Here is a 25201-nt window from a genome sequence, read left to right as displayed (position 1 = left end):
CTGCACGTCGGCCTCGCTGAGCCCGGGGCCCAGGTGGAGGTCGACCCGGGCGGGCCACGGCGTGCCGGGGGCGTACGGGGTGCGGGGCCCCCAGGGATCGGCGGTCCGGTCCGCGGTCGTGCTCCTTCCATCACCGACCCCGGCGGTCGGGAGGCAACTTCTGCGCGGTGGCGCCGGGGGCCCTCAGGGGGCGCGGGCGGCGGTCGGTCAGTGGCCTAGAGCGCTGGCGAGTTCCTTCTTGGTCATCGTCGAGCGGCCGTGGATGTTGCGCTGCTTGGCCTCGTTGTACAGCTGTTCCTTCGTCGGCCCCTGGGAGCCGGAGTGCGAACGCTGGCCGCCGCGCCGGGAGGAGGAGGTGTCGTGGGTGGAGGAGCGGCTGGCCGTCTTCGACTCGCCGTGCCGGGCCCGTTCCTTGTTCACGGTCCGGGCCGCGATCTCCTCGGCCCGCTTCTTGCTCTCCCCGCGGTCCAGGGCACTGTCCTTGATGTGCTCGTACTGGCGTTCACGCTTCTTGCTCGATCCGGCAGGCATGACTCCTCCTTCTGACGGTGCTCCGCAGCGGCGTCTACCCCGAACGTAAGGGCCGACTCGCGGGCCCGCCCGTGCCCGTCCCGGCGGTGCGCCGTGCCGCACTGCCCCCGCGCCGGGCCCGGCCACGTGCCGGGGCCCGTCTCCGGCCTCGCGGGCCGGGACCGGGGACCTGGCTGCGGTCGGCCTCCGTTCGGGTGAGGTGGCGTCGCCGTCGCCCACCGCACGCGCCCGCCGGGGAACGACTGCCCGGTGGCCGGGACCAGCCCGGCTCGGACGGAACGAACGAGAGGCAGGCGTTTCATGGGACACGGCGGAAACGTGATCGACGAACTGATGGCCGACCACCGGGAGGTGGAGGAGATGTTCGCCCGGATCCAGGCGATGACGGGCGGCGGCCAGCAGCTGCGGGACGTGGTCGACGAGGTCACCATCGAGCTGGTGCGGCACTCCGTCGCCGAGGAGCAGTACCTCTACCCGGCGGTGCGCGAGCACGTCCAGGGCGGCGACCGGCTCGCGGACAAGGAGATCGCCGACCACGGCCGGGTCGAGGAACTCCTCAAGAAGCTGGAGAACACGAAGACGGACGACCCGCAGATGAGCCCCCTGCTCCGGCGGCTCATGGACGAGGTCGCGGCACACGTCCAGGACGAGGAGCACAACCTCTTCCCCATGCTGCGCCAAGCGTGTACGCCGGAGCAGCTGAACGACCTCGGTGACAAGATCCGCCGGGCCAAGTCCATGGCGCCGACCCGCCCCCACCCCGCCGCACCCGACAGCCCCGCGGCCAGCAAGCTGCTCGCTCCCGGTGTCGGCCTGGTCGACCGGGCCCGCGACTTCGTCACCGGCCGCGGCAAGTCCTGATCCACCCCCGCGACCGGCCGACGGTCCTGGCGTCGGGGCGGGGCCGTCGCACGGCCCGCACCGCCCCGACGCCGGGATCGGGCCGGCGTGATGCCCGTCACGCCGCCCCCTCAAGGAAGCGGCCTACACTGGGCGGCCACGAGCGGGGCAGCGCGGCTCCGCACCGGATGGCTCGCACCACCGGCACCGGACCAGGCGAGCACCTCCCCGAGGGACCGATCCCCGTGCCCGACCTGTCACCCGTCATAGCCTCCTGCACCCGCTGGCTCCTGAACGCCTACCCTCCCCCGGCCGGCGCCTTCAGCCGCGCGCTCGCCGAGAGCCAGGCCCGGCAGGCGACCGCCCTGGCAGCCGCCCTGTGCTACCCCACCCCGATGGACGTCCAGCTCCTGGACCTGTCGGCCCCGGCGGCGCCGACCGGCTCGACCGGCTCGCCGGCCACGACCCCCGTCCGGACGACGCCGCGTGGCGGACCTGGGTGGACGAGACCGTGGTCAGCTGGGCCGCCTGCTTCCTCGCCGACCCCGCCCTCGCCTCGCACGCCCACCAGAGCCTCGCCACGACCGAGCACCACACCGGGGCGGGAGCCCTGCGACGCCTCACCGAGCCCGGCATCCGCGACACCGAGGCGGCCGTCCTGCTGCGCCACCCCGACCTCCTGGAGCCCGTCGCCGCCCTGCACCGGAGCCGGCTCGGGGAGCGGCTGAACGTCGAGGGCGCCCCGACGGCGTGATGCCGCCGGCCGGCCGAGCGTCCGACATCGGGGCCACCTGGAGCTGGTAGACCGCTGGAGGCCACTGGCGCTGACCACCGCCGGGGCGCGCCGGGGCGTGTAAGCGATCTTGTGTAAGTCCTTTGTGGTTATCGGATGCTGAGCCGGTCCTCGAAGAATAGTGAGAACTGGTTCAGCGCCTCCTTCCAGTGTGCGGCGACGTGGTTGATGTCGTGTGCCCTGGGGGCGATCTGCTCCCGCACCGCGAGGTAGAGCACCTTCAACGCGGCCTGTTCGGAGGGGAAGTGGCCACGGTTGCGGGTGGCCTTGCGCAAGCGGGAGTTGATCGACTCGACCATGTTCGTCGAGTAGACGACCGTCCTTATCGCGGGCGGGAACGCGAGGTAGGGCGTGAACTCGCTCCAGGCCGCCCGCCAGGTGCGGACCACGGCCGGGTAGCGTTCGCCCAGCTCGGAGGCGGCCAGCTCGTCCAGAGCCAGTTCGGCGGCCTGCTCGGTCGGCGCACTGTAGATCGCCCGCAGGGCCGGCACCAGCGTGGAGCGGTCCTTGCCGGAGGACAGCCGCAGCGAGGCCCGGATCAGGTGGATCACGCACGTCTGCACGGTCGCGCGGGGCCAGGTGGCGGTCACCGCCTCCGGCAGGCCTTTCAACCCGTCGCAGCAGACGATGCACACGTCCTCGACGCCGCGGTTGCGCAGTTCGGACAGCACCGCCATCCAGGTGGTGGCGCCCTCGCCCTCAGCGCCGACCCACAGGCCCAGCACGTCCTTGCGGCCGTCCATGTCCACCCCGACCGCGAGGTAGACCGGCTTCGAACTCACCGATCCTGAGCGGATCTTCACCCACAGGGCGTCGATGTAGATGATCGGCCACACCGCGTCCAGCGGCCGGTTCTGCCAGGCGGCCAGCTCGTCGGTGACGGCGTCGGTGACCTTGCTGATCAGGTCGGCGCTGACCTCGACACCGTAGATCTGTGCGAGGTGGGAGCGGATGTCGCGCACCGACATGCCGCGTGCGTACAGCGACAGGATCCGCTCGTTGAATCCCGCCAGGCGCCGCGCGTTCTTCGGGATCAGCCGCGGCTCGAAGTCACCGTTGCGATCCCTGGGCACCGCGACCGTCACCGCCCCGACATCGGTCAGCACGGTCTTCGACGAGGTCCCGTTGCGGCTGTTGCCCGAGCCCCGGCCCGCCGGATCGTGCTTCTCGTAGCCCAGGTGCTCGGTCATCTCCGCGTCCAGGGCCCGCTCCAGCACCACCCGGGTGACCTGGGTCAGCAGCCCGCCCTCGCCCAGCAGAGCCGCCCCTGAGGCGTCCGCGCGGTCCATCAACCGCTCGACGACCTCGTCCACCAACCGCTCATCGACCGGCTCGACGACCGGCCCTTCCTTCTCGCCCATGTCCTGTCCGTTCCGGCCGGCCAGAGCCCTCAGCCGGGCCCCGGCCAGCCTCCCAGATCACGGACTTACACGAACTTTCTGACACGCCCCGTCAGGCCTGCTGGCCGGCCGGGTCAGGCGTGCTGGTGGTCCGCCGGCGTGGCTCGGGGGCCGCCTGCATCGGGGGCGGGCAGTGACCAGTCGGGTCGGGCGAGCTGGTGGCGCAGGGTGTCGAGCCGGGCCAGGTGGGAGTCGAGGGCGGTGGTGACGGCGACCGTGGTGGCGGCCACTCGTGCTTCGAGGTCGTGAATCCGGTCCAGGAGCTCCTGCCAGCGCTCCTCGGCGGTGACGGGATCAGGCGCGGCGTTGGTCGCTGTCATCGCGGAGCTGGGTGGTGTGGTGGGTGAGGGCGTCGAGGCGGGTGGCGAGGTCGTCCTGGCCGGCGCCGAGGTGGGGGCGGACGGCGGCGAGGGGCTCGATGAGGTCGGCGGGGTCGGTGGCGCCGAGGGCGGCGGTCAGGGCGGCCTGGGCGGGGCGAGCGCCGGGGGCGAGTGCGGTCGTGGTGATCTGGGCGGCGAGGACCCGCAGCTCGGCGGCGTTGTCGCGGGCCCAGGCGGTGACGGTGCGGTCGGCGGCTCGGCGGTCACGGACGGCCTTGACGCGTTCCGCGCCGGTACCGGCCCGCGTCGTGCGGCCCGCGGCGGGCTTGAGGCGCAGGTAGCGGTTCTCGGCCGCCTGGCGGCTGGCGACGCCCATGGGGTGGGCGAGGTCGGCCCAGGTGGCACCGGCCTCCCGGGCGGTCCGCACCAGCCCGGCCTCCCAGCCGGCGAGCTCGGTACGCAGCTCCCGCAGCAGGACGAGTGCGGCCAGAGCGGGCTCGGGGCCGTGCTGCGCGTCAAGGGCGCCCGGGGGCTGCGTACCGGGGTCGCGGGCGGTGCGGACGGCGTCGTCGATGGCGGCCAGCGCCGCCGCGGCCGCCAGGAACGAGGCGGGTTCGACCGGCCGGGGGCCGTCGGGGGCGGGTCTGCGGGGCTTATCGTTCATGAGGTCACTCTATAGGCGACGCGGTGACTTGTCATCGGATGGATGACGCGCTACAACGGTCTCAGACGAAGCGCACTGGCACCCGTTCGATCAGTGGAGGTGTTTCGCGATGCTGCTGCGCACTGATCCGTTTCGCGAGCTGGACCGGCTGACCCAGCAGTTCCTGGGCAACACGGGTACCTGGTCGCGGCCGGCATCGATGCCGTTGGACGCCTACCGGGCCGGGGACGAGTACGTGATCTGCTTCGACCTGCCCGGGGTGGACCCGGAAGCCATCGACATCGACGTCGAACGGAACATGGTGACCGTCAAGGCCGAGCGTCGCCCCCGCCGAGAGAGCGAGGGCGTGAAGTGGGAGCTGTCCGAGCGCCCGCTCGGGGTGTTCTCCCGCCAGGTCATGCTGTCCGACACCCTCGACCCCGCCGGGATCACCGCCGACTACGACGCCGGCGTGCTGACCCTGAAGATCCCGGTCGCCGAGAGGGTCAAGCCCCGCAAGGTTGCGATCAGCCACAGCGGAAGCCGCACGCAGATCCAGGCCTGACCCGCCCCGATGCCGTTCCGGCCGCCCCCGATCTCTCCCCCCTCGATCGAAGGGGCGGCCGGAACACCCCCGCCCGCGGGCCGGCCCCGCCCGGACCGGCCCGCCCGCAGCGACGCGGAAACGCCATGAACAGCCAGAGCAGCGAACCCTTCATCGTGCGGGCGAACGGCGAGATCGACCTCGACACCGCCCCGGCCCTGCGCCATGCCCTGGCCACCGCGCTCGAGTCGCACCGGGAGGTGGTCCTCGACCTGTCCGAGGTGACGTTCATGGACTGCGCGGGCCTGGGTGCCCTCGTCCAGGCTTGCAACCAGGCCGACCGCAACGGCAGGCGCCTGATCGTGCGCGGAGCCGGGCGCTGCGTCATCCGCCTGCTGAAGCTCACCGGTCTGCACCGGCGCCTGGCCGTGCTTCCCTGACCGCGCACCGGCTTTTGGGGTGGAGGAGAATCGCGGTGACTCTTCCCTAGGAGGCGTTCCTGGCGTTCCTGGCGGGATCCGGGAACGCGGTGACTACGACATCCCCAGGAGGCCGAGCGGGCCGCCCGGATCGTCCTGACCCTGCTCGGCGCCCACCTGGCCGGTCAGGTCGTACGGCTGCCGCGGCTGAGCATGGCGGCGAGGAGGCGGGTGGCGGCCTCGGCGTCGGCGAGTTCGTCGCCGGTGGGGAGGACGGCGCCGAAGGTGCGGTTGCCGGGGGCGTCCAGGGCGCGCCAGTGAAGGACCGGTGCGAGGTGGCTGCTGGCGTCGGCGAGGAACCAGGCGAGGTGGCCATGAGTGCGGGCGATGGTCACTGCCAGGGCCGCGAGAGCTTCGCGCAGTGCGGCGAGCCGCTCGATCCTCGACAGCGCCTGGTGGGTGTCGGCGGGGCCGATCGCGGCATCGAGGGCTGCGGCGGTCTCGCGGGCCAGAGCGGAGTCGGTCGCGGTGAGTTCCCACGTCCCGTCGGTGAGCTGGAGTTCCGCCTCGTGGATGACGCTCTCGACCGCCGTGACCATGCTCATGACGGGCAGTCTATCGGCTGGGCCCAGCGCGCCGGTCGGCGGTGTCAGCGGGGCCGGGCTGGGCGGGCGGGCAGCGGTGCCGGCCTGGTCCGTCCGGTGCTGCGAGCGTCGGCCGTGTCCGTGTGCACCGGCACCCCGTCGGCGGTAACCGGGCCGGTGGCGCGGACGACGACGACCTCCGGCGGGCCGTAGCGGTGATCCTGCCGGGCACGCCCGGCAGGATCACCGCATGGCGCGAAGGGGCGTCCGTGGCCGCCTCCTCCCCCTGAGCAGGTCACGCCCGTCGGATCGACGATCAGCCTGGGAAGGCGGTCCGCGACTGCCTTCCCGAGGGCGTCGTCGAGCACGCCCCGACCGTCCTGTACCCGGCGGAGCCCCGGCGTGGCCGAGCCGACCAGGTTTCAGAACGCCTCGCGCAAGGCCGGCAGCAGGGTGCCCTCGGCCCAGTCGAGGAACGCGGGCTGGCTGTCGCCGCCGACCTGTACGAGGGCCACCTCGTCGAACCCGGCGTCGACGAACGGCCGCACCGCCTCGACGAAGTCGTCGACCCGGTCACCGCACGGAATGGATTCGGCCACGTCCTCGGGGCGGACGAAGCGGCTCGCGGCGGCGAACCCCGCCGTCCCGGGCAGCTCGGCGTTGACCTTCCAACCGCCGCCGAACCAGCGGAACTGCTCGTGGGCCCGCCGGACAGCGGTGTCCCGGTCGGCGTCCCAGCACACCGGAAGCTGACCCACGGCCGGCTTTCCGGCCCCGCCGTGCTCGGCGAACCCGGTGATCAGCGCCTGGTCCGGCTCCACGGCGATCACCAGATCGGCCAACCGGCCGGCAAGCTCGCAGGAGTCCGGCCCTGATACCGCCACCCCGATCGGCGGCGGCCGGTCGGGCAGATCCCACAGCCTGGCGCCCTCGACGTCGAAGTACCGGCCTCGCCGGGTGACGTAACCGCCGTCGAACAGCGCCCGGATGATCTGCACCGCCTCGTCGAGCATCGCCTGGCGCACCGGCACCGCCGGCCAGCCCCGGCCGATCACGTGCTCGTTGAGGTTCTCGCCGCTGCCCAGCCCGAGCCGGAAGCGGCCCTCGGACAGCAACTGCAGCGTGGCGGCCTTCTGCGCCACCACCACGGGGTGGTAGCGGAACGTCGGGCACGTCACGTAGGTCATGAGCGGGATCCGGGAGGTGGCCTGCGCGGCGGCACCGAGCACCGCCCACGCGTACGGGGCGTGACCCTGCTCGTCCAGCCAGGGGAAGGAGTGGTCCGAGATCACCGAGAAGTCGAACCCGCACTGCTCGGCGCGCACCACGTCCGCGACCAGGTCACGCGGGCCGCGCTGCTCGGTCATCATCGTGTATCCGATTCTCACCATGGCCCCGCGCCTGCCCGATCACCGCGGCCCTCACACCGAGCGACCCCGTCCGGTCCGGGGCCCACGGATGCCGGCAGCAGCAGCGACCGCAGTCGATGCCGACTGTTCGGTCTGCCGGAAGCCACTCCCGGCTTCGCGGGTGGCGGCCCAGGAGGCGAGCAGACGCAGGCCCTCGTCGGAGGCGGAGCCGGGTTCGGCGGAGTAGACGGTGAGGGTGAGGCCGGGTTCGGCGGCCAGCTCCAGGCCTTCGTACGCGAGGGTGAGGTCGCCGACCGCGTGGTGGTGGAAGCGTTTGGTGCCGGTGCCGTGGTGGCGGACGTCGTGGGCGCCCCAGCGGGTCCGGAACTCGTCGCTACGGGTGGAGAGCTCACCGACCAGGTCGTGGAGCTCCTTGTCGTGGGGGTCGCGGCCGGCCTCGGTGCGCAGGAGGGCGACGGCGATGTCGGCGGCCTGGTCCCAGTCGGGGTAGAAGCGGCGGGAGGCGGGGTCGAGGAAGTTGAACCGGGCCAGGTTGTTCCGGTTGCCGGATGTGTCGTAGACCTCGGCGTAGAACGCGCGGGCCAACTGGTTGGCGGCGAGCAGATCCATGCGGCCGTTGCGAACGAACGCCGGCCCGGCGGTGACGGCGTCGAGCATCCACTGCAGGCTGGGGCGCGGCGTCCACGGGCGGCCGCCGGTGCGACGGCGGGGGCGGGCGAGAGCGTCGGAGCCGTCGGCGGCCTGGGCGAGGCGCAGCAGGTGGGCGCGCTCGGCGTCGTCGAGCTGCAGGGCGCGGGCGACGGCCTCCAGGACGGCGGGCGAGGCACCGGCGAGGCTGCCGCGTTCCAGCTTGGCGTAGTACTCGACGCTCAGGTCGGCGAGGGCGGCGACCTCGCTGCGCCGCAGGCCGGGCACCCGGCGGCGGGAGCCCGCGGGCATGCCCGCCCGTTCGGGGGTGATCTTCGCGCGCCGCGAGGTGAGGAACTCGCGGACCTCCTGGCTGTTGTCCACGCCTTCGACGGTACGGCGATCCGGGCGGTCGAGGGGTGTACTGCCGGTACACCCCTCGACGGTGACTCGCTGCGCCCGCCGGCACCGGGTTTCCTGGATCACGTGGCGCTCTCCGCCTCGGGGCCGACAGGACCGACAGGACCGACAGGACCGACAGGACCGACAGGACCGAGCGGAGTGTGCGCCCGACCCGTACTCGGCGGCGGCCGGCTCGCCCGGCCGCCGCGCCCCGGAACGCGAAGGAAGATCCCCATGCGCGGCGCAGTGATCCACGCCCCCGGTGACGTCCGCTTCGAGACGCTGGACGACCCGAAGATCCTCCACCCCACCGACGCGGTCATCCGCACGGCCGTCACCTGCGTGTGCGGCTCCGACCTGTGGCCCTACCGGGGCGCGGAGCCGATCGGCGATCCGCACCCGATGGGCCACGAGTACGTCGGCTTCGTGGAGGAGGTCGGCTCCGAGGTGACCGTTCTGCGGCCGGGCCAGTTCGTGGTGGGCTCGTTCGCGACCTCCGACAACACCTGTCCGAACTGCGTGAACGGCTTCCAGTCGAACTGCCTGCACCGGGAGTTCATGTCCACCTGCCAGGCCGAGTACGTGCGCATCCCGAACGCCGCCGGGACCCTGGTCGCCCTGGACGAGGTCCCCGGCGAGGAGTTCTGGCCGGGTCTGCTGGCGAACTCGGACGTGATGGGCACCGGCTGGTGGGCCGCCGACGCCGCCCACGTCCGCCCCGGCTCCACGGCGGTGGTGGTCGGTGACGGCGCGGTCGGCCTGTGCGCGGTGATCGCCGCGAAGGAGCTCGGTGCGGAGCGGATCATCGCCATGTCCCGCCACGCCTCCCGGCAGAACCTCGCCCGCGCCTTCGGCGCCACCGACATCGTCACCGAACGCGGCGAGGACGGCATCGCCCGGATCAAGGAACTGACCGGCGGCATCGGCGCCGACAGCGTCCTGGAGTGCGTCGGCACCGCCCAGTCCATGCAGCAGGCCCTGCACTCCGCCCGCCCCGGCGGAAACGTCGGCTTCGTCGGCGTCCCGCACGAGGTCGCCCTCGACGGGCAGGAACTGTTCTTCTCCCACGTCGGCCTGCGCGGCGGCCCCGCCCCGGTGCGCCGCTACCTGCCCGACCTGATCGAACGCGTCCTGTCTCGCCGCATTGACCCCGGCAAGGTCTTCGACCTCACCCTGCCCCTCGACCAGGTCGCCGAGGGCTACAAGGCGATGGACGAGCGCCGCGCGATCAAGACCCTCCTCACGCCCTGACAGCCCCCGCCCCCACCCCCGCCACCCCCGTACAAGGAGCACTCGTGCAGATCACCCGAAGCTCGATCGACACCGCCAAGGGCCCAGCGGACTGGTTCACCGGCGACGTCTACATCGATGCCGTCGCCGCCGCGCCCACGCCCTCCCGGGTCACCGCCAACCTGGTGCACTTCATGCCCGGCGCCCGCACCCACTGGCACCGCCACCCGCTGGGCCAGACCGTCTTCGTCACGGAGGGCATCGGCCTGTGCCAGCGCCGCGGCGGACCCGTCGAGGTCATCCGGCCCGGCGACCGCGTCCTGTTCGAAGCCGACGAGGAGCACTGGCACGGCGCGGCGTCGAACCGGCTCATGGTCCACCTCGCGATCAACGAGGGCGACGACGACCACGACGTCGTGCAGTGGCTGAGCCCCGTCACCGACGAGGAGTACACCGCGGCTCCGGCCACCCACTGACGCGGGCGTCATCGCGGTCACCGGTTGCGGCGGCGACGTCGTCGACTTCACCGTCTCGGGACTGACCGCCGCGTTCCACCCTCGCGTCCCGATCGCCCCCGACCGACTCGTCGCGCACCGCGGCCCCGGGAGCGGCCGTCCGGCAAACCACCGCTCCCTGCCCGCTTCCCCGACCGACTCGTCGCCAGGTCGCGATCACCCGGGGAGACGACACGGTAGTGACCGGCCAGTACGATCATGGTCGCCATACGGAGCTTCGACAGCAGCGACTCGATCCAGGACGGCGCCGACAGCGACTCCCCCAGCGCGGCCGGCACCACGGACGGCCCGGACGGCGGACCGGCGGACCGGCGGATACGGAAACCGGGTTCCGGCGCGGCGATGAGTTTTCCGGCCCCGGCAGGTCTATATCTCGACCGGGATCACCGACTCATCGGGAGTACAGACATGGGACTCATCCACATCGAGCTGTTCGCGACCCTCGACCTCGTCGCGCAGGCGCCCGGCGGACCCGACGAGGACCCGGTGGGGTTCCCGTTCGGCGGCTGGCAGGCGCCCCTGCTGAACGAGGCCACCGGCGCGCAGATCGTCGCCGCGTACGAGGGCACCGACGCCCTCCTGCTCGGCCGGCGCACGTACGACATCTTCGCCGCCTACTGGCCGCACCAGAAGGACGGCGAGATCGCCGAGCTCTTCAACCGCGTCCCGAAGTACGTGGCCTCCCGGGGCACGCCCGACCTCCCGTGGGCCGGGTCCACCCGGCTCGGCCCGGACCTGGCCGGCGCGGTGCGCGAGATCCGCGAGCGGCACGAGCACGTGAAGGTCGTCGGGAGCCTGGACCTGGTGCAGACCCTCCTGCGGGAGAAGCTCTTCGACCGTCTCGACCTCTGGGTGCACCCGATCACGCTCGGCGTCGGGAAGAAGGTGTTCGACGGCGGCGCGGTGCCCACGAACCTCACCCTCCTCGAACCGCCGGTCGCCGGTCCGGAGGGCACCGTCTACCTGCGCTACGGGCTCGCCGACGGCACGCCCGCGACGGGCGACATGAGCGCGCCCGACCGCGGTCTCGGCCGCGACGAGTCCCGGTGACCCGATGACCATCGTCCATACCAACGGGATCGCCCTGGGCATCGAGTCGTTCGGTCGCGAGGACGCGCCACTCGTCCTGCTCGCGGGCGGAACGACGATGCTCTCCTGGCCCGACGCCCTGTGCGAACGCCTCGCCGCCGGCGGACGCCGCGTGGTGCGCTACGACCTGCGCGACAGCGGGGAGTCGACGACCGCGGATCCGCAGGCACCCGGCTACACCCTGCGCGACCTCGCCGCCGACGCGGCGGCCCTCGCCGAGACGCTCGGCGGGGGCCCCGCCCACCTCGCGGGCATCGGCGTCAGCGGCATGGTCGCCCAGGTCGCCGTGCTCGACCACCCGGACAGCTTCTCGGCGCTCACGCTCGTCGGCACCCGCCCCGTCGCCCCCGGCCCGCCCGACGACGACCTCCCCGACCACGACCCCGCGACCATGCGCCGGCTGTTCGCACGCCCGATGCCCGACTGGACCGACCGCCGGGCCGTCGCCGAGTTCGCCGCCACCGGCGCCGAGATCCTCGGCGACGACCCCGCCGCCGCCCGCGCGACCGCCGCGCGCATCTGGGACCGCACCCCCGGCACCGCGCCCCCGGTCCAGACGGCCAACCAGCTGCGGATGACGTTCTCCAAGCTCGACTGCCGGCCCCGCTGGCGCGAGCGCCTGCCCGAGATCAGGATCCCCACCCTCGTCGTCCACGGCCGCCGCGACCCGTTCTTCCCCGTCGGCAACGGCGAGGCGATCGCGCGCGCGATCCCCCGGGCACGACTGCTCGTTCTCGAAGACGCCGCCACCGCGATGCCGGACGCGGCCCTCGGCGAGGTCAGCGAGGCGATGCTCGCGCTCGGACCGTGGACGGCGGGTGCTGCGCGGCTCCCGCCTCCGGACGGGTCCGCGCCGCGCGGCGGCCGTCCACGGTGAACGCCCCACCCGCCACCGGTCCACCGCGCACCCGCCAGCCTCGGCGGCCCCGGCGCCACCGGGGTCGGCGGCTGCCCGCTGCCCGGGAACGTCTCGGACGGCCGCGGGCTCCACGGGAACGGCTCCTCGGGCGCCGCACCCCCGGCCGCCTCACTCCGTCGGCCGGGGGCGGGCGCGGAACGGGCCGGCGGCGGCGAAGGCGTGGGCGGCGAAGCGTTCGCCCATGCGGCGGTAGGCGGCGGCGGACGGGTGCAGCCCGTCGGGGAGGTCGTCCACGTCGGCCGGGCCGAGGAGGTCGCGTCCGTCGAGGTGGTGCAGGTGAGGGTCGTGGGCCTGCCGGGCCGCGACGATCCTCGCCAGCTCGTCACGGACCACCTGCAGCGACAACGCTCCCTGGGCCAGGTCGGCCGGGTCCCCGAGCGCGGTGATCCTTCCGTCCGGGCCCACCGTGGTCGGGCCGGGACGATCCTCCAGCGCGGGGCAGCTCACCGGGGAGATCACCAGCAGCGGGGTGTCGGGATGGCCGTCCCGGATGGTGTCCAGGAATCCGTGCACCGCCGGGCCGAAGGTCCGCAGGCGGAAGGTGGCCAGGCCCACGATGTTGACGCCTGTCTTGAGGCTGATCAGGTCGGCGGGCAGGTCACGGATCGTCCGGGCGACGTAGGGGTCCAGCATGGCGTTGCCCGGCTCGCTGAGGTTGGTCACCTCCACGCCCCCGATGGACGCCGCGACCACGGGCCAGGTGCCGGTGGGACCGTCGGCTTCGAGGCAGTGGCTGATGGAACTGCCGTGGTGCACCCACCGGGGCCGGCCGTCGGGAAGGGGTGCCAGGACCTCGCCGTCGGCGCGGAGCGCCACCAGTTCCGTGGGGGTCTGCTGCGGCAGCCACAGCTCGACGTCCTTCATCCCGGCCGGCAGTCCGGCGAAGCGCGCCGTCCCCGGCTTCCCCGGTATCAGCCGCTGCTCGGCCCCGGGGCCCGCCATCCGCATGACGTTGCCCAAGGGCGCCCGCTGCCGCCCGACCAGGACGCCGTCCACCGTCAGGTCCAGCATCCCGGTCGGCCGGGGCTCCGGGTCGCCGTCGAGCTGTCCCGTGGACGTGAGCACCTCGAACTCGAGCACCCGCGCCTCGGTGCGGAACACCAGCCGCACACCCGAGGGCATCACCGTTCCCCCGTAGACCGTCGGGTTCTGGTACTGCTCCTTGGTCCACGCTGGCAGCCGGCGCGGCATCACCCCGGCCGGCGTCCGTTCCAGATCCAGCGCCCCCCGTACCTCGACCGGACCGCCCACCAGCGGATACTCCCGCATCGTCACTGTCACCGCTCCTCGACTCCGGCCCGTCCGGCCGGGCGGGTGCCCGGCCGGAGGCATCGGGCCCCACCACGAACCTAGTCACCGCGACGGTGATGTGGTGTCGGCCGGGTGCGGGTCGTGCCGGTCCGCCGGTCGGATCCCGAGGGGGTGCGTACCTGAATCGGCGCCGAGGACGGGGCGGGGCTGCGACGGGGGATCAGCCCGGCGGCGTCCCGTGCCACGCCGAGGGCGGGCGGGAGACGCTCGCCGCGGAGGGCAGCCCGGAGTGTTCCAGCACCGGGAAGGCGTTCGGCGTGCCGGTGCCGTCCTGGGCCGTCCAAGGCGTGCCGTTCGACCGGCGCGGGACTGCCGGACCGGAAGCTCCGCGGAGAAGAAAGGAAGTTGAACTCGTCCGGATCCGGTTGCGGATCGTACCCGCCGGAATTGACCAGCCGGCCGCCCGGCGATTCGATCCGGGGTCGTCGAGGAATGCCGTGCGTTTCTCCGCCGCCGTAGCGGGCGGGATATTCGGTGGATCAATCCGGATGTCGTAGTCGCGATGATTCCGGAGCATGACCCGACCGCTCCCGGCCGACCCGTGATAACCGGACGCGGGTTTCCCGGCGAATCGTGCGCCGCCGAGGTGGTCCACGGTGTCGGCCGGATCGAACGGACGCGGGGGCGAGAGGACGTCGCCGCCCCGCAACGCGACCCGGTGCGCGACGACCTGCGGGAAGGACGTCCCGCCGGCCGCGGTCTGCCCGCCTTCGGCGCAGGTGGCCGTCGCCGGGACGACCGCGGTGCCGCCGAAGGCGCCATCCCCAGGGCCTTCGGACACGCATCCCACCCCCGTGCTCGTCGCGTCCGAGCGGGAGTCGGCATCACCCCCGGTCGGCCCGGAAACGACTATCCACAACATGATCGTCTGCCGTCAAATCATGATCGCCGACCCCCGCCGATCTGCGGGGGTGCGGGTCGGGCGTCGGCGAGCAAAGCGTCTCCTTTCCCGGCCAACTGACATACAGTCAGCATTTCACGTAATATCGGGGCAAAGTGGGCACCGGTCGGCCAATCTTTGCCGATTCGATATCCGGATCCGGGGATTCCCGGTCAGCCGCTCTGCGATCTTGGTGTGGCACGACTTCTTTGCCAGCACTATTCGTGGAGAAAACTCTCTTGCCATCGAGGAAGCAGGCCCCGCCCGTTTTTGGGGGCGGGGCCTTCACTACGCGCCGGATGCGGCGGACAGCCGTTCTGGCGGCGCTCGCGCTACTGGTGGAGACGGGGGTCGCGCTCGATGCGCTGACCGCCGACTCCGCCTACGCCGCACCCCCGACCGACCCCAAGGCCACCGCCACCGCACCCGTCAACGAGGCCCCCGACGCGGCCTCCGCCCTGCTCGCCGCCCGGCTGAACGGTCACCGGGTCGAGGTGACCGGCGCCCGGACCGCCACCACCACGCTCTGGGCCGACCCCGCGGGGACGCTGACCCAGGACACCGCGACCGGACCGGTCCGGGTCAAGGTCGGCGACGCCTGGGTCCCGGTCGACACCACGCTGGTGGAGACCCCGGACGGCAAGGTCGCGCCGAAGGTCCACCCGGAGGGCCTGACCTTCACCGGTGGCGACCCCGGCGTGCGCACCGGTGACGCCGTCGCCCCGCCCGCCGCCCCGGCCGGGACCGGTATACCCGCCACCGGCACCCCCGCCGTCGAAGCCCCCGCGCACGCGGCCGACGCCCGGGCCGGCCGCGACGAGGCCCGGCCGCAGCTGCCCACCACACCCGGCTCCGGCTCGGGCTCCGCCTTCGCCAAGCCCGCCGACTCGGCCCCCGCCGCTGCCGCCGCCGCACCCGACCCCGCCGCCGAGAAGCCCGCCGAGCGCGAGCTGGTCAAGATCGGCGCCGGCGAGCAGCAGGTGCAGCTCGGCTGGCTCGGCCGCCTGCCCAAGCCCAGGCTCGACGGCAGCCGGGCCACCTACGTCGACGCCCGCCCCGGAGTGGACCTCGTCCTGGAGGCCACCCGGACCGGCTTCGAGCAGTACCTGATCGTCAAGGACCGCTCGGCCGTCTCCCAGGCCGGCACCGTCGTGCTGCCGATCGACACCAGCGGCCTGGACGTCGACCGCAAGGACGACGGCTCGATCGAGCTGACCGAGCGTCCGTCCGGCAAGGTGCAGGCGAAGATCCCCGCCCCCGTGATGTGGGACGCGGCGGTCGACCCGCAGTCGCTGGAGCACAACCGCCGCGCGCCCGTCGCGATGGAGCTGCGCGGTGCCGGCGCGAAGGCCGAGCTGGTCTTCACCCCGGACGCCGGCTTCCTCGGCGACCCGGCGACCAGCTACCCGGTGACGATCGACCCGGCGCTCACCGTCGGCGCCTCCTTCGACACCTTCGTCCAGCAGGGCTGGACCACCGACCAGTCGTCCGCCACCGAGCTGAAGCTCGGCAACAACGGCAGCGGCCAGGTCGCCCGCTCCTTCCTGCACTTCCCCGAGGGGCCGTACCACGGCAAGCACATCCTCTCGGCGAAGCTGAACCTGTACAACACCCACTCGTGGTCCTGCGAGCCCTGGTCCTGGGAGGTCTGGGACACCGGCCTCGCCTCCACCGGCTCCCGGTGGACCAACCAGCCCAACTGGAACAAGCAGTGGGCGGTCAGCAACGCCACCAAGGGCAACGAGAACGCCGGCTGCGGCGACGCCTGGGTCGCCCAGGACGTCACCTCGCTGGTCACCGCCTGGTCCGACAACGGCTACGCCAACAACGCCCTCGGCCTGCGCGCCTCCACCGAGACCAGCCCGTACTCGTGGAAGCGCTTCGACTCCTCCCAGGGCGGCCACCCGCCGTTCCTGTCGGTGACCTACAACACCGTCCCCGCGGCGCCGCCGGCGGTCGACGTGTTCCCGGCCCGCCAGGGCAACCCCCGCTTCACCTCCTCGGCCACCCCGACCTTCCAGGTCCTGGCCAGTGACCCGGACAGCGGCGGCAAGGTCGGCGCCGACTTCGACCTCTACCGCGCCGGCGTCCTCGTCAAGCGCGTCTACAAGGAGGTCCCGAACGGCAGCTACGCCCAGGTGAAGCCGGCCGACTTCGGCCTCGCCAAGCTCGACGAGGGCGTGCAGTACTCGATGGGCGCCCGACTCTGGGACGGCACCGACAACTCGCCGTGGGCCCCGCAGGACGTGGTCGTCGTCGCCGACACCACCCGGCCGGGCGCGCCGTTCGTCACCTCCGCCGACTACCCCGCCGACGAGGTGTGGCACGGCGGCGCCGGCCAGACCGGACGGTTCACCCTCACCCCGCCGGCCGGCACCGACGACGTGGTCGGCTACGTCTACACCCTGGACGGCAAGGCACCGGTGACGGTCGACGCGACCGGTGCGACCACCGCGTCGATCACCCCGCCCACCGACGGCACGCACACCCTCAAGGTGCAGACCAAGGACCGGGCGGACAACCTCTCCGACCCGGCCGTCCACACCTTCCGGGTCGGCCGGGCCGGGGTCAGCTCCCCGGTCGACGGCTCCGAGACCGCCAAGCGCGTCAAGCTCGCGGTCGACGCCCAGACCCAGTACACCCGGGTCACCTGGCAGTACCGCCGCGGCCCCGGCGCCACCGAGTACGACATCCCGGCGGCCCACCTCACCAAGGCCGACAACACCCCCACCTCCGGCACCCGGCCGCGGCTCGCCGAACTCGGCGGTCACGCCAACTGGTCGGTGCTGGAGTCGCTGGGGCAGATCGGCGGCGTCGTTCAGGTCCGCGCGCTGCTCTACACGGACAAGGACAGCGACCCGGCCTACCCGACGGCCTGGTCCACCTTCACCGCCGACGCCAACGCCGACGGCGCCACCGGCGTCGAGGTCGGCCCCGGCTCGGTCAACCTGCTCACCGGTGACTACTCGGTGGACGTCACCGACACCGACGAGTTCGGCATGACCACCACGCGTTCCTCCTCCTCCCGCGGCGCAACCCGCGGCTGGCAGGAACAGGGCGAGCGGCTGACCGCCAACCAGCAGCAGGTCTCCACCGACACCACCGGCTTCCTGGCCACCCCGGGCACCGCCCTGCGGGTCACCGACCGGGGCCAGGGCGGCTCGACCGACTCGCTGAAGGTCCTGCCGGACGCCAACCGCAGCGGTGACACCTACGCGCTGCTCGGCGGCTCGGGCGGCCTCCAGCTGGGCATGAAGCCCGGCCACACCTACCGGGTCAAGGCCTGGGTGTACGTGCCCTCCTCGACCGGGCTGACCGCGGGCCTCGACGACCGCGGCATGCGGATCGTGGCCGTCCACGGCAAGGCCGGCGCGCTGACCACGACCGTGTCCCGCAAGGCGCCGTACACCGACGCCTGGGCCGAGCTGACCACCGACGTCACGCTCGCCGCGGACGCCACCGAGGCGCAGATCCGGCTCTACAACGGGCACTCGGACAACGCCGACAAGCCGGTCTACTTCGACGGCATGTCGGTGCGCGAACTGGTCGCGCCGTTCGGCCCGCAGTGGGCCGGCGGGGCGCACGGCGAGTCCGCCGACTACGTGTCGCTGGCCTTCCCGAGCGCGGACGCCGCCGTCCTCAAGGGCGTCGACGACACCTCGCTCACCTTCGCGCGGGCGCAGGACGGCACGCTCTTCCCCGAGCCGGGCGCCGAGCACCTCGTCCTGAAGGCGACCGGCGACACCTACACGCTGTCCGAACTGGACGGGTCCGCCACGGTGTTCGCCCGCCAGGCCGGCTCGGACGTGTACAGCGTCCAGTCCTCCACCGGGCCGGACGCCGGGTCCACCGCCCGCTACGTCTACGACTCCACCGACCGGCGCTCGCTCGTCAAGCGGGTGATCGCCCCGGTCGAGCCCGGTGTCGACGACGCGAACGGCTGCACCGTCGACCCGCTGCCGCGCGGCTGCGAGGTCACCGACTACGACTACGCGTCCGCCACCACCGCGACGGCCGCGGCCCCGGGCGACTTCACCGACCGGATCCGGTCCGTGAAGGTCTGGTCCTGGAACCCGGTGACCGCCAAGCAGGAGGCGGTCGAGGTCGCGCACTACGTCTACGACGAGCGCGGCCGCCTGGCCCAGGTCTGGGACCCGCGCCTGGCCCAGCCGCTGAAGACCGCCTACGACTACGACGACGCGGGGCGGGTCACCCGGATCACCCCCGCGGGCGAGCTGCCGTGGAACCTCGACTACGGCAGGGCCGCCGCGGACCAGGACCCGGGACGCCTGCTGAAGGTCCGTCGCGCGGCCCTGGCCAGGGGCAGCAAGGACCAGGTCAGCGGTGAGACCGCGAGCAAGGTCGTCTACGACGTGCCGCTGACGCGCGCCACGGGCGGTCCGTACGACCTGGGCGGCCCGGACGTGGCCGCCTGGGCCCAGACCGACGCGCCGACCGACGCCACCGCCGTCTACGGCCCCGAGGACGACCCGGGCACCGGCACCGCCACCGCGGCCAGGCCCGGACCGGACGGCTACCGGCCGGCCGTCGTCCACTACCTGAACGCCTCCGGCAACGAGGTCAACACGGCGACGCCGTCGACCACCCCCGGCGGCGACATCGACACCACCGAGTACGACCGCTACGGTCACGCCGTCCGCACCCTGGAGGCCACCAACCGCGCCATCGCGCTCGGCACCCACCCGGACACCGAACGCCTCGCGGCCGAACTGAACCTGCCCGCCGACTCCGCGTCCCGGGCCCGTCTGCTGGACTCCCGGACCCTCTACACGCCGGACGGCCTCGACGTCACCGAGACGCTCGGACCGGTCTACCGCGCTTCGCTCGCCGAGCAGGTCGACGGCCAGACCGTACCCGTCACCGTCACGGCCGAGGGCGAGAGCCTGGTCCAGCTGGGCGCCACCGACCCGGTGCGCGTCCAGACCCTGGCCACCTGCTGCGCCGGGGCCGGCTGGTCCGGCGGCGGCCAGGTGTTCCTCGCCGCCGACGCGGTCGGGGACAACGCCTCCTTCCGGATCTCGGTCCCCGAGGAGGGCACGTACCAGCTCGGCGCGCTGCTGACCAAGGCGGCCGACTACGGCATCGTCCAGCTGTCGGTCGACGGCCAGAACGTCGGTGCCCCCTTCGACGGCTACAGCGCGGCGGTCACCACCACCCCGTTCGCCGCCGGCCCGACCGGCCGACTCGCCCGCGGCGACCACGAGCTGCGGCTCACCGTCACCGGGAAGAACCCGGCGGCCGTCGCGCCCTCCTACCAGGCGGGTCTGGACCGGGTCACCCTGACCAAGACCACGCTCAACCCCACGCTCGCCGCCGGCACGCCGGTCGTGGCGCGGGACCACAACACCAACACCTACGACGAGGGCAAGCCCGACGGCAAGGCCTACCACCTGGTCACCACCAGCACCGACGGTGCCCGGATCGACGGCTACGCCGACGACGTCGAGCTGCGGGTCACCAGGACGGGCTACGACGCCCCGATCGGCGGCACCGCCGGCTGGACGCTGAAGGCGGCCACCTCGGTGACCACCGACGCGCTCGGCGCCAAGCTGACGGCGACCATCCGGTACGACGCCGCCGGCCGAGCCGTGGAGTCGCGCAAGCCGGGTTCGACGGGCGGCGACGCCGGGACGGTCAGGTCGGTGTTCTACACCGCCGGGGCCAACCCGGAGGACCCCGCCTGCGCCAACCGCCCCGAGTGGGCGGGCAGCCCGTGCGCCACGCTGCCCGGCGGCGCGGTCACCGATGCCGACGGCACCCGGATGCCGACCACCCTGCCCGTCAAGCGGGTCACCCGGTACTCGCCGTTCGGCGAGCCCGAGGAGACCACCGAGACCAACGCGGGCAAGTCGCGCAGGACGGTCGTCGGTTACGACGGCGCCGACCGGATCACCTCGACCGAGATCACCTCGGACGAGGGCGTGGCGATGCCGAAGGTCACCACCGAGTACGACCCGGCCACGGGTGACGCGGTGCGGACCACGGCCGACGGCAAGTCGCTGACCCGGGTCATGGACCAGCTGGGCCGACTGGTCTCCTACACGGACGCCGACGGCGGCACCACCACCACGGAGTTCGACGCCTTCGGCAAGCCGGTGAAGGTCGCCGACCCGACCGGGTCCACCACCTACACCTACGACCGCGCGAAGGAGCCGCGCGGCCTGGTCACCTCGGTCAACGACAGCACGGCCGGCGAGTTCACCGCCGCCTACGGTCCGGACGGCCAGCTGGTCGAGCAGACCTACCCCGGCGGGATCGTCCGCAGGGACACCTTCAACGCGGTCGGCGAGGCCACCGGCCGCACCTACACCCGCACCTCCGACAACGCCGTGGTCTGGGCCCAGACCAGCGACGTCTCCACCCAGGGCCAGGTGGCCAGGGACACCAGCTCCACCGCCACCCGCACCTACCGCTACGACCGGCTCGGCCGACTGGTGAAGGCCCAGCAGTCGACCACCACGACCGGCTGCGTGACCCGGCAGTACGCCTTCGACGCCCACTCCAACCGGCTGTCGAAGACCACCCTGCCCTCGGCCCTCGACGGCACCTGCGGCACGACCGGGGCCACCGTCGAGAACCACGGCTACGACTCCGCCGACCGGCTCACCGACCCCGGCTTCGGCTACGACGCCTTCGGGCGGACGGTGCGGACCGCGACCGGCGCGACCAACACCTACTGGGCCAACGACAAGGTCGCCGCCCAGGAGAAGGGGGACACCAGGCAGCAGTGGGCCCAGGACGCCGCCCACCGCCTCACCGCGTTCACCACGGCCAAGAAGCAGACCGACGGCTCGTGGGCCAACGCCACGTCGAAGCTCAACCACTACGGCGACGACTCCGACGAGGTCCGCTGGGTCGTCGAGGACACCACCCAGGGCACCGTGACCCGCAACGTCTCGGGCCCGGACACCGACCTGGTGGCCACCACGAGCCGGACCGGTGACGTCCAGCTCCAGCTGACCGACCTGTTCGGCTCCGTCGTGCTGACGACCGACCCGGCGCTCACCAAGCCGGTCGTGCTGGACTTCGACGAGTTCGGCATCCCGCAGGACGGCCAGGCCGCCGCGCGGTACGGCTGGCTGGGCGGCAAGCAGCGCTCCGCCGAGGCCCAGGACGGCGACATCCTCATGGGTGCCCGCCTCTACAGCCCGGCGCTCGGCCGCTTCCTCCAGGTCGACCCGGAGCCCGGCGGCAACGCCGGCGCGTACGACTACTGCACCGGCGACCCGGTCAACTGCACGGACCTCGACGGCCACTGGGGCATGCCCAAGTGGCTGAAGAAGACCGTGCACGTGGTGGCCAAGGTCGCCGAGGTCGCGTCGTACATCCCGGGCCCGATCGGCTCCGCCGCGGCCGCCGTCTCCGCCGTCTCGTACGCGGCGACCGGCAACTGGCGCAAGGCCGCCGAGATGAGCATCACCGCGGCGGCCGGCCTGGTCGGCGGCAACACGGCGGTCCGGGCCGGCTTCGCGGCCGCCCGCTACTCGCGGGGCGCGGCGCGCGTACGGCGCGTCTCCTCCCGGGTCCGCTCGGTGTTCCGGCGGACCGGCTGCAACTCCTTCGACCCGGGCACCCCGGTGCTGATGGGCGACGGCGGGCAGCTGCCGATCGGTGAGGTCCAGGTCGGCGACCTGGTGCTCTCCACCGACCCGGCGACCGGTCAGACCCGGCCGGAGCCGGTGCTGTCGGTGATCTACGGGTACGGCACCAAGCACCTGGTCGACATCGAGACCGCGACGGCGGATCCGGCGACGGCGACCGCGACGGCGAGCGCGACCGGGGACCCGGACACCGCGGCCGCGCTGCGGGTCACCGCCGAGCACCCGGTCTGGGTGAGCGGCAAGGGCTGGACCGACGCCGCGCAGGTGCGGGTCGGCGACTCCCTGGTGACGCCGGCCGGCACCCCGGTCCCGGTCACCCGGGTCACCGACCGGGGCGAGATCGCCGACCAGCTGGTCGTCAACCTCACCATCGGCGACCAGCACACCTACAGCGTGCGGGTCGGTGACGACTGGGTCGTCGCGCACAACAAGAACGCGTGCCACATCGACCTGCCGCACATCCTCGGCGGGCACGGCGCGAAGTCCCGCGTGGCGGGCAAGAGCCGGTTCCGCTCGCGCAACGTCCGCGAGGTCAAGTACCTGATCCACACCACGATCAAGAAGGGCAAGAGCCGGGCCAACACCGGTGGCCGCGACGGCCGGATCTACGAGCACGACTTCGGCCGGATCATCGGCCGGGACGGCAACGGCCGGCACACCACGCGGCTGCGCGTCGTCGTGAAGCAGCACAAGGGACGGAGGACGGCCAGGACGGCGCACCCGTACTGACCGGGGTCGCACCGACCGAACGGTCCCGACCGTGAGACCCGGATCGCCGGGGGCTGGAGCATCAGCCCCCGGCGATCCGCCGTCCCGCCCACCTGCGAGAATGCGAGAATGCGAGCATCATGATCGAACTGTCCTTCTCCGCCGCCGACACCGGCGGCGCCGACCGCGGGCCCCGCGGCACCATGGACTTCGCGTCTACGGACCTCTACGACCTCACCTGCGAGGCGTTTTGGGGCCCCTACACGTTCCGGGTCGAGGGCGCCGACTTCAGCGGTACCGGGCCGGTCCTGGACCTCGCGCTCGGCCTGTTCACCGCGGCCGGGGAGCTGGCGGGCGCCGGGCGCGCCCGCTACTCGGCCGCCGGGGGCGCCGGTGAGTACCGCTTCGAACGCCGGGGCGGCAAGGAGACCGTCCGGATCCACCGGGAGCGCGACGGCAAGGGCAGCGCGGAGTACGCCGAGTTCGAGTCCGCCACCCGGGCCTTCCTCGGCGAGGTGGTGCGCGGCCTCTGCGACCGCTTCCCCGACCTGCGCCGCAACCCCGAGATCCGCCGCCTCCGGGAGGCCGCCGCCGGCGGGTGACGGGACGTCGGCCGGGGGCCTTACGGGCCGTGGTGCCGCGACGATCGCCGGCAACCGCCACCGGGACGGCGGGTCCTCCCCGCGCGGCGCCACGATCAACGGCCTCAGGCCTCGGACTCGGTCGCCGGGTGAGCAGGCCGGCGGGGGCCGGACCCCCTCCAGGTCCAGGCCCCCGCCGCCCGCCGCCTCGCCGGGGCGGCGGGGGCCGACGGCGGGTCAGACGGTTTCGAGGCGCCGGTCCAGGTGCCGTTCGAGGGCGGCGACGACCAGGCGGTGGTCCTCGGCCTGGGGGAGGCCGGAGACGGCCACCGTGCCGACCACCCCGACGCCCTCCACGTGGATCGGGAAGGCGCCGCCGTGGGCGGCGTAGGTGTCCGCGTCGAGCCGGGAGTCCTCCTCGAAGGTCCGGCCCTTGGCCGCGAAGCGCAGGCCGACCAGGTAGGAGGAGCAGCCGTAGCGGTCCACCGTGCGGGCCTTGCGCAGGATCCAGGCGTCGTTGTCGGCCGAACTGCCCGGCAGCGCGTAGTGGAAGAGCTGCTGGCCGTTGCGCCGGATGTCCACCACCACGGGCGCCTCCTCGGCGCGCGCCAGGCCGACCAGCAGGGTGCCGAGCAGCCAGGCGTCGTCGTTGTCGAAGTGCGGCAGGCGCAGACGGCGTTCCTCGTCCTCGACCCGCTGGATCAGGGCCGCGGCCTCGTCGGGGGTCATCAGGGGGTCGCCTCGGTCAGGGTGCCGGTGCGGCCGTCGTCGGCCAGGGTGATGGTGCGGCCCTCGGCGGCCGAGCGGCGGGCTGCCTCCATGACGACCAGCGCGGCGACGGCGTCGCGCGGGTCGACCGGCGCGGGCGCACTCTCGTTCAGGGCGCGGACCACCCCGGCGTAGAAGGAGGGGTAGTCGCCGGGGACCGAGGGGTGCGCGGCGGCACCGTCCCCGGTGCCGAGCAGGCCGCGGTCCGCCTCGGGGACCTCGCCCCAGCCGGGGCCCGGGCGCCGCCCGGCGCGCAGCGCGTGCTCCTGCGGGTCCAGGCCGTGCACGGTGTACGCGGAGCGGTCGCCCAGGACGCGCATGCGCGGCCCGAACTGGCCGGAGAGGGCGCTCATCCACAGGTGCGAGCGGACGCCGCCGACGTGGGTGAGCGCGAGGAAGACGTCGTCGTCGATGACGGCGCCGTCGCGGCGGGTGTCCAGCTCGGCGTACACCTGGACGGCCGGGCCGAACAGGGTGAGCGCCTGGTCGACCAGGTGGCTGCCCAGGTCGGGGAGGATGCCGCCGACCTCGACCGGGTCGGCGGACTCCTGCCAGACCCCGAAGAGCTCCGGCCACCAGCGCTCGAAGCGGGACTCGAAGCGGTGCACCCGGCCGAGCGTGCCGTCGGCGATCAGGCGCCGGACGGTGAGGAAGTCGGCGTCCCAGCGGCGGTTCTGGAAGACCGTCAGCATCAGGCCGCGGGCCTCGGCCAGCTCGACCAGCGCGGCCGCCTCGGCGGCGGAGCCGGCCACCGGCTTGTCCACCACGACGGACACTCCGGCCTCCAGTGCGGCGCGGGCGAGCGGCACATGGGTGCGGTTGGGGGAGGCGATGACCAGCAGGTCGAGTGCGTCCGGGGCGGTGAGCAGCTGCTCGGTGGTGTCGACGGCGCGGGCCTGCGGGTGGTCCTTGCGGAGCTGCTCGCGCCGCCCGGGGTCGGTGGTGACCACGGCGTCCAGGCGCATGCCCGGGGTGGTGGCGATGAGGGGGGCGTGGAAGGCCGCTCCGGCGAGGCCGTAGCCCACCACTGCGACGCGGACGGGGCGACCGGTGTCGGGGGTGCTCTCGGAAGTCATGCCCGATAGTTAAGCAACAGTGTTTCTTA

Annotated in this window: 21 protein-coding genes and 1 pseudogene; 11 read left to right on the top strand and 11 right to left on the bottom strand. The window is 73.3% G+C overall.

Features of this window, described 5'->3' with window-relative positions; all coding sequences use genetic code 11:
• Positions 1-207 precede the first annotated feature (207 nt).
• Positions 208-531: a plasmid stabilization protein gene (locus OG618_RS35435; RefSeq protein ID WP_329491736.1), complete on the bottom strand. Its 324-nt coding sequence runs from the start codon at positions 529-531 to the stop codon at positions 208-210.
• A 300-nt stretch (positions 532-831) separates the two neighbouring features.
• On the opposite strand from OG618_RS35435, the gene OG618_RS35430 reads away from it, so the two are divergent.
• Together OG618_RS35430 and OG618_RS35425 are read left to right on the top strand one after the other, a co-directional pair.
• Positions 832-1392 (top strand): hemerythrin domain-containing protein, encoded by a 561-nt coding sequence (locus tag OG618_RS35430; protein ID WP_329491735.1) that lies wholly within the window; start codon positions 832-834, stop codon positions 1390-1392.
• Between the two features lie 478 nt (positions 1393-1870).
• Positions 1871-2125 (top strand): hypothetical protein, encoded by a 255-nt coding sequence (locus OG618_RS35425; protein WP_329491734.1) that lies wholly within the window; start codon positions 1871-1873, stop codon positions 2123-2125.
• A gap of 128 nt (positions 2126-2253) precedes the next feature.
• On the opposite strand, the gene OG618_RS35420 is transcribed toward OG618_RS35425, so the two are convergent.
• The 3 genes from OG618_RS35420 to OG618_RS35410 all read right to left on the bottom strand — a co-directional run bounded on the left by OG618_RS35420 (position 2254) and on the right by OG618_RS35410 (position 4548).
• Positions 2254-3525 carry an IS256 family transposase gene (locus tag OG618_RS35420; RefSeq protein WP_329491733.1) on the bottom strand — a complete coding sequence of 424 codons (1272 nt, stop codon included), beginning with the start codon at positions 3523-3525 and terminating at the stop codon, positions 2254-2256.
• A gap of 113 nt (positions 3526-3638) precedes the next feature.
• Positions 3639-3884: a hypothetical protein gene (locus tag OG618_RS35415; protein WP_329491732.1), complete on the bottom strand. Its 246-nt coding sequence runs from the start codon at positions 3882-3884 to the stop codon at positions 3639-3641.
• Complete coding sequence (locus OG618_RS35410) at positions 3859-4548, bottom strand: type III effector protein (protein WP_329491731.1); 690 nt, start codon at positions 4546-4548, stop codon at positions 3859-3861. Before OG618_RS35410 ends, OG618_RS35415 begins: the two co-directional genes overlap by 26 nt.
• Positions 4549-4657: 109 nt before the next feature.
• Between OG618_RS35410 and OG618_RS35405 the strand changes: the two genes are divergently transcribed.
• The 3 genes and pseudogenes from OG618_RS35405 to OG618_RS38100 form a co-directional block, all read left to right on the top strand.
• Positions 4658-5092: an Hsp20/alpha crystallin family protein gene (locus OG618_RS35405; RefSeq protein WP_329491730.1), complete on the top strand. Its 435-nt coding sequence runs from the start codon at positions 4658-4660 to the stop codon at positions 5090-5092.
• Positions 5093-5217: 125 nt separating this feature from the next.
• Positions 5218-5511, top strand: a complete 294-nt coding sequence (locus tag OG618_RS35400; RefSeq protein ID WP_329491729.1) for an STAS domain-containing protein — start codon at positions 5218-5220, stop codon at positions 5509-5511.
• A gap of 76 nt (positions 5512-5587) precedes the next feature.
• A pseudogene (locus OG618_RS38100) lies at positions 5588-5715 on the top strand (DUF2267 domain-containing protein); the annotation flags it as partial.
• On the opposite strand, the gene OG618_RS35395 reads toward OG618_RS38100, so the two are convergent.
• From OG618_RS35395 to OG618_RS35385, 3 genes are all read right to left on the bottom strand, one after another.
• Positions 5676-6095: a hypothetical protein gene (locus OG618_RS35395; RefSeq protein WP_329491728.1), complete on the bottom strand. Its 420-nt coding sequence runs from the start codon at positions 6093-6095 to the stop codon at positions 5676-5678. The pseudogene OG618_RS38100 and the gene OG618_RS35395 sit on opposite strands and share 40 nt — an antisense overlap.
• Before the next feature lie 401 nt (positions 6096-6496).
• On the bottom strand, positions 6497-7465 hold the full coding sequence (locus tag OG618_RS35390; protein WP_329491727.1) for an LLM class F420-dependent oxidoreductase: 969 nt from the start codon (positions 7463-7465) through the stop codon (positions 6497-6499).
• A 30-nt stretch (positions 7466-7495) separates the two neighbouring features.
• Positions 7496-8455 carry a helix-turn-helix transcriptional regulator gene (locus OG618_RS35385; protein ID WP_329491726.1) on the bottom strand — a complete coding sequence of 320 codons (960 nt, stop codon included), beginning with the start codon at positions 8453-8455 and terminating at the stop codon, positions 7496-7498.
• Between the two features lie 252 nt (positions 8456-8707).
• Here OG618_RS35385 and OG618_RS35380 point away from each other — a divergent pair, with 252 nt between their 5' ends.
• From OG618_RS35380 to OG618_RS35365, 4 genes are all read left to right on the top strand, one after another.
• Positions 8708-9724, top strand: coding sequence for a zinc-dependent alcohol dehydrogenase family protein (locus OG618_RS35380; protein ID WP_329491725.1), 1017 nt, complete (start codon positions 8708-8710; stop codon positions 9722-9724).
• A gap of 44 nt (positions 9725-9768) precedes the next feature.
• Positions 9769-10179 (top strand): (R)-mandelonitrile lyase, encoded by a 411-nt coding sequence (locus OG618_RS35375; RefSeq protein ID WP_329491724.1) that lies wholly within the window; start codon positions 9769-9771, stop codon positions 10177-10179.
• A 447-nt stretch (positions 10180-10626) separates the two neighbouring features.
• Positions 10627-11268 carry a dihydrofolate reductase family protein gene (locus tag OG618_RS35370; protein WP_329491723.1) on the top strand — a complete coding sequence of 214 codons (642 nt, stop codon included), beginning with the start codon at positions 10627-10629 and terminating at the stop codon, positions 11266-11268.
• 4 nt (positions 11269-11272) lie between these two features.
• Positions 11273-12184, top strand: coding sequence for an alpha/beta fold hydrolase (locus tag OG618_RS35365; RefSeq protein ID WP_329491722.1), 912 nt, complete (start codon positions 11273-11275; stop codon positions 12182-12184).
• Positions 12185-12334: 150 nt separating this feature from the next.
• Here OG618_RS35365 and OG618_RS35360 read toward each other — a convergent pair whose 3' ends face one another.
• Together OG618_RS35360 and OG618_RS35355 are read right to left on the bottom strand one after the other, a co-directional pair.
• A complete protein-coding gene (locus OG618_RS35360) occupies positions 12335-13495 on the bottom strand; it encodes a GDSL-type esterase/lipase family protein (protein ID WP_329492397.1) in 1161 nt (386 codons plus the stop codon).
• A 202-nt stretch (positions 13496-13697) separates the two neighbouring features.
• Positions 13698-14318, bottom strand: a complete 621-nt coding sequence (locus OG618_RS35355; protein ID WP_329491721.1) for a hypothetical protein — start codon at positions 14316-14318, stop codon at positions 13698-13700.
• A gap of 398 nt (positions 14319-14716) precedes the next feature.
• Between OG618_RS35355 and OG618_RS35350 the strand changes: the two genes are divergently transcribed.
• Positions 14717-22768, top strand: coding sequence for a DNRLRE domain-containing protein (locus OG618_RS35350; RefSeq protein WP_329491720.1), 8052 nt, complete (start codon positions 14717-14719; stop codon positions 22766-22768).
• 119 nt (positions 22769-22887) lie between these two features.
• Positions 22888-23349, top strand: a complete 462-nt coding sequence (locus OG618_RS35345) for a hypothetical protein (RefSeq protein ID WP_329491719.1) — start codon at positions 22888-22890, stop codon at positions 23347-23349.
• Between the two features lie 216 nt (positions 23350-23565).
• Here OG618_RS35345 and OG618_RS35340 read toward each other — a convergent pair whose 3' ends face one another.
• Both OG618_RS35340 and OG618_RS35335 read right to left on the bottom strand, forming a co-directional pair.
• Positions 23566-24057 carry a heme-degrading domain-containing protein gene (locus OG618_RS35340; protein ID WP_329491718.1) on the bottom strand — a complete coding sequence of 164 codons (492 nt, stop codon included), beginning with the start codon at positions 24055-24057 and terminating at the stop codon, positions 23566-23568.
• A complete protein-coding gene (locus OG618_RS35335; protein ID WP_329491717.1) occupies positions 24057-25172 on the bottom strand; it encodes a Gfo/Idh/MocA family protein in 1116 nt (371 codons plus the stop codon). Before OG618_RS35335 ends, OG618_RS35340 begins: the two co-directional genes overlap by 1 nt.
• Between the last annotated feature and the right edge of the window lie 29 nt (positions 25173-25201).

It is taken from the genome of Kitasatospora sp. NBC_01246 (genome assembly GCF_036226505.1).
In the GTDB taxonomy this organism is placed as follows: Bacteria; Actinomycetota; Actinomycetes; order Streptomycetales; family Streptomycetaceae; genus Kitasatospora.
This window is presented reverse-complemented; position numbering and strand designations above follow the sequence as displayed.

Excerpts from the sequence above, each read along its gene's own strand:
- OG618_RS35360 (WP_329492397.1), bottom strand. The coding sequence starts at position 13,495 with ATGCGGGAGTATCCGCTGGTGGGCGGTCCGGTCGAGGTACGGGGGGCG.
- OG618_RS35370 (WP_329491723.1), top strand. The coding sequence starts at position 10,627 with ATGGGACTCATCCACATCGAGCTGTTCGCGACCCTCGACCTCGTCGCG.
- OG618_RS35435 (WP_329491736.1), bottom strand. The coding sequence starts at position 531 with ATGCCTGCCGGATCGAGCAAGAAGCGTGAACGCCAGTACGAGCACATC.
- OG618_RS35335 (WP_329491717.1), bottom strand. The coding sequence starts at position 25,172 with ATGACTTCCGAGAGCACCCCCGACACCGGTCGCCCCGTCCGCGTCGCA.
- OG618_RS35420 (WP_329491733.1), bottom strand. The coding sequence starts at position 3,525 with ATGGGCGAGAAGGAAGGGCCGGTCGTCGAGCCGGTCGATGAGCGGTTG.
- OG618_RS35365 (WP_329491722.1), top strand. The coding sequence starts at position 11,273 with ATGACCATCGTCCATACCAACGGGATCGCCCTGGGCATCGAGTCGTTC.
- OG618_RS35430 (WP_329491735.1), top strand. The coding sequence starts at position 832 with ATGGGACACGGCGGAAACGTGATCGACGAACTGATGGCCGACCACCGG.
- OG618_RS35400 (WP_329491729.1), top strand. The coding sequence starts at position 5,218 with ATGAACAGCCAGAGCAGCGAACCCTTCATCGTGCGGGCGAACGGCGAG.
- OG618_RS35410 (WP_329491731.1), bottom strand. The coding sequence starts at position 4,548 with ATGAACGATAAGCCCCGCAGACCCGCCCCCGACGGCCCCCGGCCGGTC.
- OG618_RS35390 (WP_329491727.1), bottom strand. The coding sequence starts at position 7,465 with ATGGTGAGAATCGGATACACGATGATGACCGAGCAGCGCGGCCCGCGT.
- OG618_RS35405 (WP_329491730.1), top strand. The coding sequence starts at position 4,658 with ATGCTGCTGCGCACTGATCCGTTTCGCGAGCTGGACCGGCTGACCCAG.
- OG618_RS35350 (WP_329491720.1), top strand. The coding sequence starts at position 14,717 with ATGCGGCGGACAGCCGTTCTGGCGGCGCTCGCGCTACTGGTGGAGACG.
- OG618_RS35395 (WP_329491728.1), bottom strand. The coding sequence starts at position 6,095 with ATGAGCATGGTCACGGCGGTCGAGAGCGTCATCCACGAGGCGGAACTC.
- OG618_RS35380 (WP_329491725.1), top strand. The coding sequence starts at position 8,708 with ATGCGCGGCGCAGTGATCCACGCCCCCGGTGACGTCCGCTTCGAGACG.
- OG618_RS35340 (WP_329491718.1), bottom strand. The coding sequence starts at position 24,057 with ATGACCCCCGACGAGGCCGCGGCCCTGATCCAGCGGGTCGAGGACGAG.
- OG618_RS35415 (WP_329491732.1), bottom strand. The coding sequence starts at position 3,884 with ATGACAGCGACCAACGCCGCGCCTGATCCCGTCACCGCCGAGGAGCGC.
- OG618_RS35345 (WP_329491719.1), top strand. The coding sequence starts at position 22,888 with ATGATCGAACTGTCCTTCTCCGCCGCCGACACCGGCGGCGCCGACCGC.